Source organism: Dolichospermum sp. UHCC 0259 (assembly GCF_009711935.1).
Taxonomy (GTDB): Bacteria; Cyanobacteriota; Cyanobacteriia; order Cyanobacteriales; family Nostocaceae; genus Dolichospermum.
Map to the genome: position 1 here is coordinate 36,195 of NZ_VIKX01000227.1, position 15,140 is coordinate 51,334.

The window sequence follows — 15,140 nt, forward strand, 5'->3', positions numbered from 1 at the left end:
TATAAGATAACAGAAGATAGTTGAAAATTTTCTCTGCTGTGGTTTCTACAGTTACTATACAAGGAGGTTGGAAGAAACTTTTCTCTTCCAATCTCCGTCTCCTGTAATCCTGAAACTCTCTAATTTTTAAAATGGTTATTATTTCTACCTTTAATTAAATTTACTTTTGGGTTTCTTTTGGTTTTATAAAACTTTCCGTGTTTCCCATTCTATTCGCCTTGATAATGTTTTGTATTCCTACTTTTTTTCAGGACGGTTTTTACAGATTGAAGATGTTTTTAGTAATTATGGAGAATCACCCGCCAAACTATGTCAGTGATTGACAGTGGTGGGTATTTTTTGTATGTGCTTATATCGGTAAATATTTGATGATTAATTATTAATTTAGCCAAGGAGAAAAAACCGTGAAACTACAATGGTTAATACCTGCTACCTTTGGTACTGTACTCATGCTGTCATCGCCAACTTTAGCAGCAAAATTAGAATCTTGGCGATTTGATCGTAATCAAAATCTCTTAGAAATTAATACAAATGGTGCTGTTAAACCACAAGCAAAATTAGTTTTTAGTCCCACTCGCTTAGTAATTGATTTACCAGGTGTTAAATTTGGACGTTCCCAATTAACTCAACAAATAGGTGGAGGAATTCGGGAAATTCGCATTGGTCAATTTGATAAACAAACAACCCGAATAGTTTTAGAAATAAGTCCTGGTTATACCCTAGACCCTCAACAAATAAAATTTGTCGGTAAAAGTGCTAATCGCTGGACAGTAAAATTACCAAAATTAGAACTTGATGCTAACTCCACTGCTACAAATACCACTAATAATAATTACAATCTAGTTGGCATAGACTCCCAGCCGAAACCTGAATTTTCACCAATTACTAAAATTGTCAGCAGTAATAGAGGCATAACTCAACTTGAAAATTTGCAAATTACTGGTGATGGATTTTTTATTCGCACCAATGGCGGTAATCCTCAAACTAGAATTACGAGAAGCCGGGATAAAAACACAGTATTTATTGACATTCTTAGTGCAACTTTATCACCCAATTTAACACAAGGAAATTTAGCAGTTAATAAACACGGTGTGGACAATATTGGATTTACCCAATTGCAAACAACACCAACATCTGTCCGCATGACGTTAAAAGTAGATGCAGCAAATAGTCCTGACTGGCGAGTAACCTCCAGTAGCAGCGGTTTAATCATCCTTCCCACCAGAGGCATTATCAATGCCCGTGAAAATGAGAATTTTCCCCCCACCAGAAACAATAACGGCTCAATTGCGACAATTGAATCTATAGAACTTGCTGACAATGGCACACAATTATTAATTAAAGCCGACCAAGTTATATCCGCTACCACCGATTGGGATAAAGGTTCTGGTTTGTTCCGTATCACTATTCCCAATGCCAAATTAGCCAACGAAGTTAAAGGCCCTAATCTTGATGCTAATAGTCCCATTCTTAAACTCCGTCTGCAACCACAACCGCCCAATACTGTAGTTATCTTAATTCAACCTGCATCAGGTGTTACACTAGGTGTACTCAATCAGGTAGGAAACAAACTTCTAGCTCTAAAACTGCAACGATATCGTCAGATTAGACCACCTATGAATTTACCTCCCCTATTACCACCAAAACAACAACTACCTGACCTCAAACCCAGACAATCACGAATTACCCCAAGGCGCGACCTTCGTAAAGGCAAAATAGTAGTTATAATTGACCCCGGACATGGTGGTAAAGACTCAGGGGCAATTGGTATCGGTGGAGTGCTGGAAAAGGATGTTATTTTACCAATTAGTAAAAGAATTGCCGAAGTTTTGGAACGCAATGGTATCCAAGTAATTATGACGCGAGACTCTGACTATTTTGTCACTCTACCAGGACGAGTGACAATGGCACAACGGGCTAATGCTGATGTATTTGTCAGTATCCACGCTAATTCGGCAGGTGCAAGTCGTCCAGAAGTTAGTGGTTTAGAGACTTATCATTACGATAGTGGTTTGAGACTAGCTCAAATTGTCCACCGTAAAATTCTGCAAAGTCTTAATGTCAGAGACAGGAAAGTGCGGAAAGCTAGATTTTATGTTCTTCGCAAAACTTCTATGCCCTCAATTTTAGTAGAAACCGGGTTCTTAACTGGTAGAGACGATGCTGCCAAACTGAGGACTTCAGCTTATCAAAATCAAATGGCCGATGCGATCGCCCAAGGCATACTTCAGTATTTAAAATCAAGATAAATAGTAACTTTTATCACCTTTTGTCTGATTTGTTGCCAATGCTAGAAAAATGAATTTGCTGATCAAATGGTAATACTAAACTGATCATATGCTACAATTTTACGCCATTAGCCGTGTCTTACTACCAACACCAAAATCTTTTACTTGAACAAAGTTAAATTTACAGCGGTGATGGTCTGAAGATTAGCCCATGAGTCGAGATATTGACAAATCTCATCAATAGGAATCAGGAGAAAGGATTGTGAAACTACATTGGTTAATACCTAGCACTTTTGGAACGGTCTTCATCCTATCTTCGCCCGCTTTTGCCGCGAAATTAGAATCTTGGCGGTTTGATACTAATCAAAATCACTTAGAAATTAACACATCTAGCCCTATCCAACCCCAAGCCCAACTTATTTTTAACCCCACACGCTTAGTAATTGACTTACCAGGAACAAAACTTGGCCGTCCGTCCGTAACCCAACAAATTGGCAGCAAAATCCGCACTATTCGCGTCGGTCAATTTGATGACCAAACAACACGCTTAGTTATCGAACTAGCCCCTGGTTACACCTTCAACCCCAAGGAAGTCAAATTCGTTCCCAGCAGTGGCAAACGTTGGATAGTAGAATTACCACAACCGGAAGTTGCTTCTGGGCAAACTGGAGAACCATCACTACCTTCAACAACATCCGATAAATCAGCCGAACCGACACTAGACCCCAGAAGTATTTACAACGTAGTCACCAATCGAGAAACCACCCCAGGGTTAGTGCAAATTGAGAAATTGCGAGTTACAGGGGATGGTTTTTTTATTAGCACCAGTGGTGGCAATCCTCAACTGCAAATCAATCGCAGTCAAGATAATCGCTCTGTCAATATTGATATCATTGGCGCAGCCCTATCACCAAATATGAGACAACGGGATCTCTTAATTAATCGCTATGGAGTCCGTCGTATCCAATTTAGCCAACTATCCAGCAGTCCATCTGCTGTTCGCATGACCTTACAGTTAGACAACACCAGTCGCAATTGGCAAGCATTACCTAGTGGTAACAGTGGTTTTGTCGTCATCCCAGATCGTTTCGCTAAATTACCTGATGATAACCAATCCTCTGCACCATCACTGAGTGACTCCCCTGCAATTATTCAGTCTGTAGAACTCGGTGGCAATGGCACACAATTACTAATTAGAGCAGATCAAACCATCTCTGCCACCACCGGCTGGGATAGAAGCTCAGGTCTATTTCGCATTACTATTCCCAATGCTAAATTAGCTAATCAGGTCAAGGGTCCGGCTTTTACTAACAATAGCCCAATTCTGAGAGTTCGTCTTCAACCCCAATCTGACAATACTGTAATTATTCTTGTTCAACCTGCATCTGGTGTTAGCTTTGGTGTATTAAATCAAGTCACATCCCAATTATTAGCATTACAATTACAAACTAGTCTCCGTACTCAACGCCCTCCAATTACACCACCTGGATTTCCTGGATCACAAGATCCTCCAGGTTCTAGTACACCACCTCCGCAAACAAGACCTCAACCCCGTCAACCAGTTCCTAATGGCAGAGTTTTAGTAGTGATTGATCCTGGACATGGCGGTAAAGATTCTGGCGCTCCTGGACTCGGTGGTTTGCTAGAAAAGGATGTTGTTCTACCCATTAGTACAAAACTAGCGAGAATTTTAGAAGAAAATGGTATCCAAGTTGTCCTCACGCGAGACGCTGACTTCTTTGTAGAACTTAAAGGACGGGTGGATATAGCCAAGCGGGTTAATGGAACTTTATTTGTCAGCATTCACGCTAATGCTGTAGGCAATCGCCCTGATGTCAATGGTTTAGAAGTCTATTATTACAACAGTGGTTATGCTCTAGCAGATACTGTTCGGCAAGCCATTCTCCAAAATATTAGTACCCTCAAGAATCGAGGTACTCGTAAAGCTAGATTTTATGTGCTGAGAAAAAATACTATGCCTGCTATTTTAGTAGAAACAGGCTACATGACCGGTCGGGAAGATAATCCCCGTTTAGGATCACCAGAATACCAAAGTCTTATGGCTGAGGGCATAGCTAATGGTATTCTGAACTATTTAAAACAAAGGTAATGTAGCAGGAGTCAGGAGTCAGGAGTCAGGAGTCAGGAGTCAGGAGGAAAAAGAAAATTATCCCAATTCCTAATTCCCAATTCCCTTCTATAGTTAACATCTCAAAATCCAAATTAATATTTGCTGTGTATTCATCTTCTATTTTTGATACTTTTTCCCCCCAAGAACCTCAACGCGCTCCGATTGGGGTATTTGACAGTGGAGTTGGTGGACTAACCGTACTGCGACAAATCTATCAGCAACTTCCTAATGAATCCATTATTTATGTGGGGGACACAGCCCGTCTTCCCTATGGTATTCGTTCCCAAACAGAAATACTACAATTTGTCCGAGAAATCCTCCATTGGATGCAGCAGCAACGGGTGAAAATGGCAATTATGGCCTGTAACACTAGTTCGGCTTTGGCATTAGATATTGTCCGTCAAGAGTTTAATTTCCCGATTTTAGGAGTGATTCTCCCAGGTGCAAGGGCGGCAGTCCAACAAGGACAACGGATTGGTGTGATTGCTACTCCAGCTACGGCTCAAAGCAATGCCTATCGTCAAGCTATTTTAGAAATTCAATCCAATGTCCAAGTCTGGCAAGTCAGTTGCCCAGAATTTGTGCCACTAATTGAACAAAATCGCATCCACGATCCTTATACTATGGAAATAGCCAAAACTTATCTAGAACCTTTGATTGAGAAAGAAATAGATACTTTAGTTTATGGTTGTACCCATTATCCCCTTTTGTCGCCCATCTTGCGATCGCTCCTTCCCCACCAAGTCAAGCTAATTGACCCCGCAGTTCATGTAGCCGCCGCTTGCTCTCAAGAATTAGATATACTAGGGATTAAGAATACTCATCCACCAATGCCTACTCGCTTTGCTGTCAGCGGTTCTTCCCAGCAATTTACCCAGTCTAGCTTGCAATGCTTAGGCTATACCCCAATGGTAGAACAAGTATGTTTTGCTGATACCGTCCTCTCTTAAAGTCAGTTGTCAGTGGTCAGTTGTCAGTTGTCAATTGTCAGTGGTAATTTACTAATGACCAATGACCAATGACCAATGACCAATGCAAGTTGCTTTCATTGACTATTGACAGCTTGAGTTACATTTGCAGTTAATTCTCGTTGCTGCTTATATTTGTCCTGAATAGAATCAGAGCCGCTTCGAGAAATATTCTTCCTGCTTGCTCGCTTTGCTAAAGCTAATAACAAATATACACTAAACAAATAGCCAGCAGCTAAAATAAATATCATCATAGGCATATTTCTGTAAATCATTGTTCCACCATCTTTAATTACTAGGGAATATAAAATTGCATACAAAACTAGCAAAACTCAATTAATCAAGCACACCCTTGATAAATGTAGTTAGCTATACAAAACTTCCAGTCGAAAACTAATTTTCTCTGGTAAATCAATTTATTTTCTTTAGTATCAACATTCCCAGGCTATACATCCGACAGCAGCCAATTTGCTCCATAGCAAACACTAACCGCGTTCATCAGCAGTCTACCCAGCCTGTGTTATTGACCTCACACCAATTTAAATAAATGTACGCTAATACTCAACGCGCTTTAAATACGTCGAGTTAGTTCCATAACTGGAAAAGCACAATTCAACTCAAAAGGCATGGTTATTGCCTGGAATTTAGGAATTATTCCTACTTTCTCTTTGGCGACGAGTTATTTTAGACTCACGACACTATTACGTAAAATCACCAAATGATGGTTTTACTTTGGAAGTGAATAATCTGAAAAATTTAATATCTCTAGGTATTAGCCTAACACAGCCAATCTGAATTTGAAGCTAATTTCTGGACTAAATTTAAAAATTTTTTCTTGCTCACCGTCAACTTGAAATTGCCATCAATGCGTGTTATTTTATTTACATCAAAGTTTTCGTTACTACGCAAGTTATTAATTAACAAATTTAGCAAGAACTATTAAACCTTAAAATAATCTTTAGTTGTAACACATTCATAATCCAATGTGTGAATAACGCAATAGACATTAAAAATCATATTGCTGAAGGAAAACTTTGCGCTGACACTGGGTTATCTTAAAATTAAAGAATATGTAAACTTTCGTAACCTAAGTCAGAGTCCGCCCATCCATGACCCCAGCCACCTCCCTGTTTACCCCTGTGGAAGCAGACCTGCAAATACTAGCAGATAACCTTAAACAGCTAGTTGGAAATCGCCACCCCATTCTCTATGCCGCAGCCGAACACTTATTCGGTGCTGGGGGGAAGCGAATCAGACCTGCAATAGTGCTACTTATATCTCGGGCAACCATGCTCGAAGAAGATATTACCACGCGTCACCGACGACTGGCAGAAATTACAGAAATGATTCACACAGCCAGTTTAGTACATGATGATGTAGTAGATGAATCAAATGTTCGGCGCGGTGTACCGACCGTACACAGCTTGTTTGGTAATCGCATTGCTGTACTTGCAGGGGATTTCCTTTTTGCACAATCCTCTTGGTATTTAGCAAATCTAAATAATTTGGATGTTGTGAAACTGCTTTCCGAAGTAATTATGGATTTAGCCGCTGGAGAAATCCAACAAGGGCTAAATCGCTTTGATGCCAGTCTTTCTACGGAAACATACCTGCAAAAAAGCTATTACAAAACAGCCTCATTAATTGCCAACAGTTCTAAAGCTGCTGGATTGATTAGTGAAACATCTCTAGAAACTGCCGAACACTTGTACAGTTATGGTCGCCATTTAGGTCTTTCCTTTCAAATAGTAGATGATATTCTTGATTTCACCAGTTCAACAGACACCCTGGGTAAACCAGCGGGTTCTGACCTCAAAAGTGGCAACCTGACAGCACCAGTTTTATTTGCCTTAGAAGAAAAACCCTACTTAGAAGTCCTGATTGAACGAGAGTTTGCCCAGGAAGGGGATTTAGAGCAAGCACTGGCACTAATCCATGATAGTCGAGGTATCCAAAGAGCTAGAGAACTAGCTGCTCACCATGCTAAGTTAGCCACCGAGTCTATCGGTGTTTTAGAACCATCAGCATCACGTGAAGCACTGATGAATTTGACCGACTATGTACTAAGTCGGCTCTACTAAAAAAAAGTTAAGGCGATTTAAGCAGGACTTACGCAACTGGAACATTGGTAGGGTGCGTCAGATATCAACAATCTGTTTATTTGCAGGATTTATACAGTCTGACGCACCCTACAACTACTAAGCAAAATTTAGGGCGATTTAAGATTTGGGATTGTGGATATTAAATTTCCTAAATCCCAAGTTTGGTTAGGCAATATTGGGAGGAACTGTTTTTTGGGTTTTAAGTTGCTGTAATTGTTGCTGGATCAGCTTTTCCAGATCAGAACGTCGTACTTCTACAGTATTAGTTAAATTTCCCGATGTTTCTATAAAAACTATGCTGTGTACTGGTTTCAGGGCTACCAATTGGAATAAAATTTGAGTAACATCCATGAGGGTTGGCAGCAAGTGAGGGTCACGCCCAGCATCTGAGATTAGAGAAACATCTTGTATGGTAGGGAAAGCGTAAATAACTTGCTTTTCTATTCCTGGATTTGCGCGATCGCTCAATGTAGTTAAAACCCAATCTTGCTCAAAATTTTGGAGAATAAAGTATTGGTAGTAGTTTAACTTTTGGGCAATGGCGATTAATACAGGGGCGATTGATACCATAATCTGTGGTGTCACGCCATCCTGGGGTGCATTGTCTATCAGCAATTGAATTTGTGCTTCTAAATCCATCATGAGTTGTAAATGACTTTTGGATAATGGCTAAAACATGAGCAAGAAAAAATTCCACCCAATTGGGATTTGTCAAGTTCAATCGGCTTGTGCCACATATCCTCACTGTAAATTGGTTTGCGTTTGACTTGTACACAAAAACCATGAAACTATTATCCAAAGTCTAACAAGTCGTGTCCAAAGTATGTTAGGGTCTTTTTGAGAACTGGGACTATGAATTCAACAGCAATCGCAACTAATCAGGGGAAAATTTCTATCAGCGTGGAGGTCATCTTTCAATTCCTATTTAGGGAACTTCAACAGTCAACTAAGGCTTCGGAGCAAAATTGTCACGATGTGTCGGTGAGAATTACTAACGAAGTCTTGCGGATTTGTAATGAAAGTAAACGCATTCAAACTTCCGGGTCTGTAGAAAGTTCAGCCATGAGCCTAGCTAAACATCGTCTACAACAGTGTATTCGGTACTATCAGTTAGGTTCAAGTCGTGGAAGGGTAGAATTACACAGCACACTGAGTGCTATTGTTTATCGTTATATTAATCCCCCTCACAAGCAATTAAGCTATCAAGGGCGATTGACTATTATTGAAGATTTTCTCCAGAGTTTTTATCTGGAGGCTTTAAATGCTTTTAGAAGGGAGAACCAATTAGGTCCTACTTATCGCCCCCAGACTCTTTTGGAATTGGGAGAATACATGGCATTTACCGAACGATATGGTAAACGTCGGATTCCCCTCCCTGGAAGGCAGCAACAACTAATTATTTTGCGGGCGCAAACTTTTTCCAAACAACAGCCGCTAGAAACAAGTGTAGATATAGAACAGGCATCAGAAGGTGGTAGTGGTGAGTTTGATGGTTCTTGGGAAGAGCCAGCTATCCATCAATTGCGCTCGGCTATGGCCATGCAGCCTGAACCAGAAGAAAATACCCTGCGCTCGGTTGTGATTACTGAACTAATAGACTATTTAGAAGAAAAAGAACAATCTGACTGTGCTGATTACTTTGCTTTGCGTCTTCAGGATTTATCAGCACCAGAGATTGAGTCAATTTTAGGTTTAACATCTCGGCAGCGTGATTACTTACAGCAACGGTTTAAATATCATTTAATTCGGTTTGCTCTTTTACATCGTTGGGAATTGGTTCATGAGTGGTTGGAAGTTTCTTTGCCTACTAATTTGGGTTTAACTCCAGTTCAATGGGAAACTTACCTAGCACAACTAGATGAGAAACAAAAGTCTATCTTAGATTTGAAGCAGCAGGGGAAACCTGATGAGCAAATATCTAAGACTGTGGGCTTGTCAATGGCACAATTACAGAAACGTTGGTTTAAGATTTTAGAACAAGCTTGGGAAATTCGGAATTCTTTAGTGTCCGGATCTAGTGCATCTACCCATGAATGGTGACTTGTGAATCTTCACAAAATGATCAACTTGCTTGGGTATTGAAAAATTATAACTTCAACACTTACGGGTATAGCTTGTTATAATGTGAGGAAACTGACGGGGTAAATATTTATCTCAAGATGGTAGCCAAATTATTGGTGAACTCAAATTGATAAGAAAAGCCCCAAACCTTTCAATTGGGAGAAATTCCTACTGTGCAAGAACGTTTTCAAGCTATTCTTAAGCGTCGTTTACAAGACCAAGTAGAAAAAAATCCGCCGTTGTTCCCCTGGGAAACACAATCAATGGAGTATCCCGACTGTATAGAAGAACAATCTCTGGGTTTAGTTCCTGTTTGGGGGTGGAGAGTCCACCAATCTAAGCTAAATCTGCCTATTCCTTTGCCTGAAAAAGTTTTTTGGCAATTGTTGGAAAAATGTCAGGTATTATTGACATCTTCTTTACCTCTGGGAGCTAAGTTAGTTCAGGTGGTAGAAAGTATGTTTCCTACGGATGCTCAAGCTATTAATGATTTGGCTGGGTTAGTCCTGAGAAGCTCTTATCGTTCTGCTGATACTTTGACAGCTACGGCTGATGTTGAGAGCGATTATTTTGATTTATTACCACGTCAACAAATGGCTTTGTCTTTAATGGCAGCCAAGCAGTTGTTGGAAAATTTAACTTTGCCAATTTCATTTACTCAACCACTGCTAGAAAGACAATGGCTGACTACGGTGGGGACTTTGAGTATTCGAGTAGAATTACGGAATTTAGGTAAATTTACGAAGTTAACGGTTCAGAGTGAATTACCTACGCCGGGGATTTTACAACTCTGGGGTAATGATACTCAAGAATTTGTGAAATCTGAGATTTCAGAAATACCAGTTATAGAGTTACAAATTGATAGAAATCAGCCAATTTATACTTTGGCAGTGGAGTTTCCTGAATTGGATCAACAGCCTTTATTGTTGGCTATTCAGGTGAAAATCTAAGGTAATATTGCCATATCTAGGAGTTAGATGGGAGCAATATAGCAGGAGTCAGGAGTCAGGAGTCAGGAGTCAGGAGTCAGGAGTTAAGAGTATCTTACCGTATGGCTTTTACTGTAAATTCTGTATCTCATTCAAGTGCATACTGCTATAGCAACAGATGTATTATGATCTTGCTTAATTTCCTGGTTTGAAAATTTAGTTCTCTTTGCAATCAATAAGATCAATTATTAAGGGCGTATCTAATTAACTTAGCTATGAGCGGGATACTTGTACTCTCAGGGAGTCTAAAGCTAGGATAGGGGGGAAGTTGAAAACGAGATGATAGTTTTCTACCTAGTATAGTATCCGCAGCGTCTACATCATAGCTTTGCTTATTTGAAAATGTTTAATTTATCTAGGATGAATCGGTTTTGGCGTTTACCGTTAGGTAATCAGTGGCGACAAACTAGAGGAAAATCGCCGGTCAAAGAAGTAGAAGATTCGATTCCTTTGCGAGTGCTAGTGATGGTACTGGTCATTTTGGGGATTGTGGCTACGGATATTGCTGGTGAGACTCAATTTAGTCTGTGGACTGTACCACTAACTATGGTGGGAACGTGGTGGAGTTATTACCGTCGCCGGAGTTCTAATATTCCGATCCAGTTTTGTATTGCGATTGGGATGTTGTTGGCTTTGGGGGCTTTTTTTGGGCGGTTTATTGGTAATTGGAATGATACTCGGCTGAGTTTGGCGGAGTTATTGATTCAATTGCAGGTATTACATAGCTTTGATACGCCTCGGCGGAAGGATTTGGGCTATTCGATTGTGATTGGGTTGATTTTGGTGGGTGTGTCGGCAACTTTGAGCCAAACTATGGCTTTTGCACCTGTGCTGCTGTTGTTTTTGGCGATCGCTCTCCCGACTTTAGTGCTGGATTACCGTTCTCGTCTAGGGTTCAAGCCATCAAGTTCGGAAAAATCTGCCAAAAAGAATAATTCTAATTTCAATTTTAAGTTTCTAATTTTAAATTTTTTGTTGATTGTGGCGTTGGGGCTGGGAATTTTTGCTATTTTACCTCGGTTTCCTGGTTATCAACTGCGGTCTTTTCCTGTAAGTGCGCCGCTGAAGGTCCCAGACAATTTTACAGGGCGGAGTATTATTAACCCCGGTTATGTCCGTGAAGGTAGGGGTAATGGTCAAGGTAATGGTAATGATAGTGGTGGAGGTTCAGGAAAGGCTGGTGAACCAGGAAAATTAGATAATGATTTTTACTACGGTTTCAATAGCGAGATGAACCAAAATCTGCGGGGAGAGATGAAACCCAAGGTGGTGATGCGGGTGCGATCGCAAGCTGAAGGTTTTTGGCGCGTCCTAGCTTTTGACAATTACACAGGTAAAGGTTGGAAGATTTCCCGTAATGATCAAGTTACTACACTCAGACAATCACCTTGGACTGCCCGGATTTCTATTGATCTTCCACCATTCATGACTCTCACCAAAGAGGTGGTGCAAACTTATAATTTGGTGTCAGAATTGCCTAACCTGATTCCAGCGATGTCCTATCCCAAAGATTTGTATTTTCCCACTCCCTCAATAGCCATTGATCAGGAAGATGGGTTACGTGCGCCAGTGCAGTTGTCAGAAGGGCTAACATATACGGTGGTTTCGGATGTTCCTTACCGCGATCGCACTTTATTGGGTAAAGCCTCCACTAAATACCCAGCCAATATTAAACAGTATTATCTGCAAATCCCGCCAAAAATTGCCGATAAAGTCCGAAAACGCACTGAAGAAGCACTAGCTAATTATGATCAACAGCGGGTTTCCCGTTCTCCAGGAACTAAAAGCCTAGATTCAGCTTACGAAAAAGCTCTTTACTTAGCTCAGTATATCAAACAAAATTACACACTACCTACCAATCCCTTAGACTTGCCTTATTTGGATGAAAAGGATGATTTAGTAGAAAGCTTTTTATTCAAAAATAAAGGTGGTTATCCCGACCATTTTTCCACTGTATTAACGATGATGCTACGTTCCGTAGGTATTCCAGCCCGGTTAGTAGCGGGATTTGCCCCAGGAGAATTTAATCCGTTTACAGGGATGTATGTTGTCCGCAATACAGATGCCTATGCGATGACAGAAGTGTATTTTCCCAAATATGGCTGGTTTACCTTTGATCCAATTCCTGGACATCCTTTGATTCCCCCTTCCATAGAAGAAGTTCAAACTTTTAGTGTCCTCCGGCAATTTTGGAATTGGGTAGCTGGTTGGCTACCTTCACCCATTACAGCTATTTTAAATACTGTGTTTGGGACGATATTTAGCTGGTTATTCCGGGGAATAGCTTGGTTTCTAGCTTTATTTACTAAAGGTTGGTTAGGAATATTAACTGGTTTAATTATCGGCACAATTACGGCTTTCTTTGGTTGGCTGGGTTGGGGACAATGGCGGAAGTGGCTAAACATCCAGTGGTTAAAGAAATTACCGCCAATGGAAAGACTTTACCAACAAATGCTACAATGGACTTCTCGTAAAGGTTTAAGCAAGCATCCTAGTCAAACACCTCTGGAATATGCCCAGGTATCATACCAATACCATTCTCCAGAAATAGCTGAAGTAATAGACGAAATCTGTCAAGCTTATGTGAGTTGGCGTTATGGTGGACATACTCCCAACTGGCAGCAGTTACAACAAAGATGGCAAGCATTGAAGAAAGTTGATAAAAATCGCAGTTCTTAATAACTTTGGGCATTCATCAATGCCCATTCCTAGACGCAAACATCCTATCTCGCCAGTATTATTTTTAATTCAAAAGAAACCGTGAATAGCTTGCATGGATCTAATTTTGCATATATCGTAAGGAATATTTTTAGGAGATTTTGTGGATAATACAGCTAAAAAAAGCATTAGTTATGAAAAAACTGAGGCTAACGTGGTTTAAATCGTTGTAACTCCCATTCTTTAGCGATAACATGGAAATAAGTTTACTACAAGCTTTTCATTTTTCGTTTAGCCAAAATTTTTTTTATGGAAATTCAATTAATCAATATTGGGTTTGGTAATATCGTCTCTGCCAACAGAGTCGTTGCCATTGTTAGTCCAGAATCTGCTCCCATTAAACGGATTATTACCGATGCTAGGGATAGAGGTCAATTAGTTGATGCTACCTATGGAAGACGGACTAGGGCAGTGATTATTACTGACTCTAGTCATGTTATTCTCTCGGCGATTCAGCCAGAAACAGTAGCCAATCGGTTTGTGATTTCTCGTGATCATCATGTTGTAGATAATTAATCATTGGCATAGTTATCAACCCAATTCTATTTGTACCATATCGGCTGTAGGATATGAATTAGACTGGTTTTCTGTCACCAGTGCTACAAATTCTTTAGTCTTGATGCTATTTTGAAGAGTAAGAATGAGAAATACTGCCGCAAAAGCTGATACCTACGGTATTTAACCATCTCAAATCCTAAATTCAAAATGGTATTAGTTATTTTAGTCGCTAAAACAAGACTAAGGAATCATTTGTATTTATTAATTCACTCTTTTCACGGATAATGCAAGTTTTACCTACCCATAATGGTGCAAATACGAAAGAATGTCCGCCTCTGGGCAAACTAATTGTTTTAACCGGTCCGAGTGGAGTCGGCAAAGGTACATTAATGAATGAAATTCTCCGGCGTTATCCAGAATTGCATTATTCAGTATCTGCAACGACTCGTTCTCCTCGTCCGGGAGAAATCAATGGTAAAAACTATAACTTTATTAGTCGGAGTCAGTTTGAACAGTTAGTTACTCAAGGCGAATTTTTAGAATGGGCAGAATTTGCTGGTAACTGTTATGGTACGCCTCGTGAAGCTGTGCTGAGGCAGATTCAGTCTGGTACGTTGGTGGTGCTAGAAATTGAATTAGAAGGAGCAAGACAAATCCGTCACACCTTCCCTAGCGCTCTCAGTATTTTTATTTTACCACCTTCATTTGCAGAATTAGAAAACCGGATTCGTGGACGGGGACAAGATGCTGAGGAAGCTATAAGTCGTCGTTTGCAACGGGCCCAAGAGGAAATTGCTGCTGCTAACGAATTTGATCTAAAAATTATCAATGATGATTTTGAGCAAGCTTTGAAGGAAATAGAGAAGGCGATTTTTGGATAAAACCTGAGTTCGACATAAGATAATTTGCGGAAAATTCGCCCCAAGTATGAGTCTCAAACCCTTATTCTCTCGCTCTTAAAAATCATAACTCCGAACTCCTAACACCGAACTCAGGTTAAATCGGTTGGGCGTTTCATGACTTTGGCGATCGCTTGGGCAACTCGAATTAAACAATCATCACCGCTTTGGTGTCCACATTCCGCAGGTGTTTTTTGAATTTTCGGAATTATCCATAACCCAATGATAACAAGGCTTTCAGACAATGATACGCAATTCTATATTAGGGTGAAATTGAACAAATCGTAATTTATCTTAAACAAGTTGACTCAGAATTAGTATTACAAGATAAATTTGAGGTGCAAAATACACGACATAGCTATCGGGTAATTCGTCTTTGGGAAGAAAACCCAGAACAGTCTCATAACGACGTTTACGCCAAGCTTCTGCCAAGCCTCTTTAACTCCTTTGTCGCCCCCTCAACTCCAGAACTGGTACAGCCGGGATATCTGCAATATTTGAATTTCATACCTCCATTCAGCAATGCTCTTTAATTACAGTTACCAA

The 15,140-nt window shown here is 40.2% G+C and carries 13 protein-coding genes; 9 read left to right on the forward strand and 4 right to left on the reverse strand.

The genetic code is table 11. The features are described from left to right. Window positions 1-404: 404 nt before the first annotated feature. The 3 genes from FJR05_RS19270 to murI all read left to right on the forward strand — a co-directional run bounded on the left by FJR05_RS19270 (window position 405) and on the right by murI (window position 5,309). The gene (locus FJR05_RS19270) at window positions 405-2,249 is read left to right on the forward strand and encodes an N-acetylmuramoyl-L-alanine amidase (RefSeq protein WP_168645619.1); all 1,845 of its coding nucleotides are present in this window, start codon (window positions 405-407) and stop codon (window positions 2,247-2,249) included. A gap of 241 nt (window positions 2,250-2,490) precedes the next feature. Beyond that, on the forward strand, window positions 2,491-4,338 hold the full coding sequence (locus FJR05_RS19275) for an N-acetylmuramoyl-L-alanine amidase (RefSeq protein ID WP_168645620.1): 1,848 nt from the start codon (window positions 2,491-2,493) through the stop codon (window positions 4,336-4,338). Between the two features lie 125 nt (window positions 4,339-4,463). After that, window positions 4,464-5,309: a glutamate racemase gene (gene murI / locus FJR05_RS19280; RefSeq protein WP_168645621.1), complete on the forward strand. Its 846-nt coding sequence runs from the start codon at window positions 4,464-4,466 to the stop codon at window positions 5,307-5,309. A 95-nt stretch (window positions 5,310-5,404) separates the two neighbouring features. Here murI and FJR05_RS19285 read toward each other — a convergent pair whose 3' ends face one another. Then, window positions 5,405-5,602, reverse strand: coding sequence for a hypothetical protein (locus tag FJR05_RS19285; RefSeq protein WP_168645637.1), 198 nt, complete (start codon window positions 5,600-5,602; stop codon window positions 5,405-5,407). 834 nt (window positions 5,603-6,436) lie between these two features. Here FJR05_RS19285 and sds point away from each other — a divergent pair. Continuing rightward, complete coding sequence (gene sds / locus FJR05_RS19290) at window positions 6,437-7,408, forward strand: solanesyl diphosphate synthase (protein WP_168645622.1); 972 nt, start codon at window positions 6,437-6,439, stop codon at window positions 7,406-7,408. A 186-nt stretch (window positions 7,409-7,594) separates the two neighbouring features. Here sds and FJR05_RS19295 read toward each other — a convergent pair whose 3' ends face one another. Next, the gene (locus FJR05_RS19295; protein ID WP_168645638.1) at window positions 7,595-8,068 is read right to left on the reverse strand and encodes a hypothetical protein; all 474 of its coding nucleotides are present in this window, start codon (window positions 8,066-8,068) and stop codon (window positions 7,595-7,597) included. A gap of 213 nt (window positions 8,069-8,281) precedes the next feature. On the opposite strand from FJR05_RS19295, the gene hetZ reads away from it, so the two are divergent. The 5 genes from hetZ to gmk all read left to right on the forward strand — a co-directional run bounded on the left by hetZ (window position 8,282) and on the right by gmk (window position 14,576). After that, window positions 8,282-9,469, forward strand: a complete 1,188-nt coding sequence (hetZ, locus tag FJR05_RS19300) for a heterocyst differentiation protein HetZ (RefSeq protein ID WP_168645623.1) — start codon at window positions 8,282-8,284, stop codon at window positions 9,467-9,469. A gap of 194 nt (window positions 9,470-9,663) precedes the next feature. Beyond that, on the forward strand, window positions 9,664-10,440 hold the full coding sequence (locus FJR05_RS19305) for a PatU (protein ID WP_371416915.1): 777 nt from the start codon (window positions 9,664-9,666) through the stop codon (window positions 10,438-10,440). Between the two features lie 381 nt (window positions 10,441-10,821). Next, complete coding sequence (locus FJR05_RS19310) at window positions 10,822-13,158, forward strand: DUF3488 and DUF4129 domain-containing transglutaminase family protein (RefSeq protein ID WP_254446982.1); 2,337 nt, start codon at window positions 10,822-10,824, stop codon at window positions 13,156-13,158. A gap of 288 nt (window positions 13,159-13,446) precedes the next feature. Continuing rightward, window positions 13,447-13,713 (forward strand): extracellular matrix/biofilm regulator RemA, encoded by a 267-nt coding sequence (gene remA, locus FJR05_RS19315; RefSeq protein WP_015080662.1) that lies wholly within the window; start codon window positions 13,447-13,449, stop codon window positions 13,711-13,713. Between the two features lie 266 nt (window positions 13,714-13,979). Beyond that, window positions 13,980-14,576 carry a guanylate kinase gene (gmk, locus tag FJR05_RS19320; RefSeq protein WP_168645625.1) on the forward strand — a complete coding sequence of 199 codons (597 nt, stop codon included), beginning with the start codon at window positions 13,980-13,982 and terminating at the stop codon, window positions 14,574-14,576. Between the two features lie 110 nt (window positions 14,577-14,686). Here the strand turns inward: gmk and FJR05_RS27030 are convergent, their stop codons facing one another. Both FJR05_RS27030 and FJR05_RS19330 read right to left on the reverse strand, forming a co-directional pair. After that, window positions 14,687-14,839: a diguanylate cyclase gene (locus FJR05_RS27030; RefSeq protein WP_217385636.1), complete on the reverse strand. Its 153-nt coding sequence runs from the start codon at window positions 14,837-14,839 to the stop codon at window positions 14,687-14,689. A 49-nt stretch (window positions 14,840-14,888) separates the two neighbouring features. Continuing rightward, window positions 14,889-15,026 (reverse strand): hypothetical protein, encoded by a 138-nt coding sequence (locus tag FJR05_RS19330; protein WP_168645626.1) that lies wholly within the window; start codon window positions 15,024-15,026, stop codon window positions 14,889-14,891. Window positions 15,027-15,140: the final 114 nt, after the last annotated feature.